The organism is Leifsonia sp. SIMBA_070, from assembly GCF_046534635.1.
Lineage (GTDB): Bacteria > Actinomycetota > Actinomycetes > Actinomycetales > Microbacteriaceae > Leifsonia.
Genome location: NZ_JAWRYK010000891.1, coordinates 1 through 238 on the forward strand (window position 1 = coordinate 1; position 238 = coordinate 238).

At 69.7% G+C, this 238-nt stretch carries 1 protein-coding gene; it reads left to right on the top strand.

What is annotated here, in order from left to right:
- Positions 1-238: polysaccharide biosynthesis protein (locus tag SB754_RS22785; RefSeq protein ID WP_410784538.1), on the top strand; the 238-nt coding region annotated here is incomplete at both ends.

Consider the following 238-nt stretch of genomic DNA (forward strand, 5'->3'; position numbering starts at 1 on the left):
CCGAGAAGCTCACCGCCTGGATGGCCGGAAGCACCGGGGAGCGCTACGTCTCGGTGCGGTTCGGCAACGTCATCGGCAGCCGCGGCTCCATGCTGCCGCTGTTCACCGAGCAGATCCGCCAGGGCGGCCCGCTCACCGTGACGGACCCCGAGGTGACCCGGTTCTTCATGACCATCCCCGAGGCATGCCAGCTGGTGATCCAGGCCGGCGCCATCGGCCGCGGCGGCGAAGTCCTGAT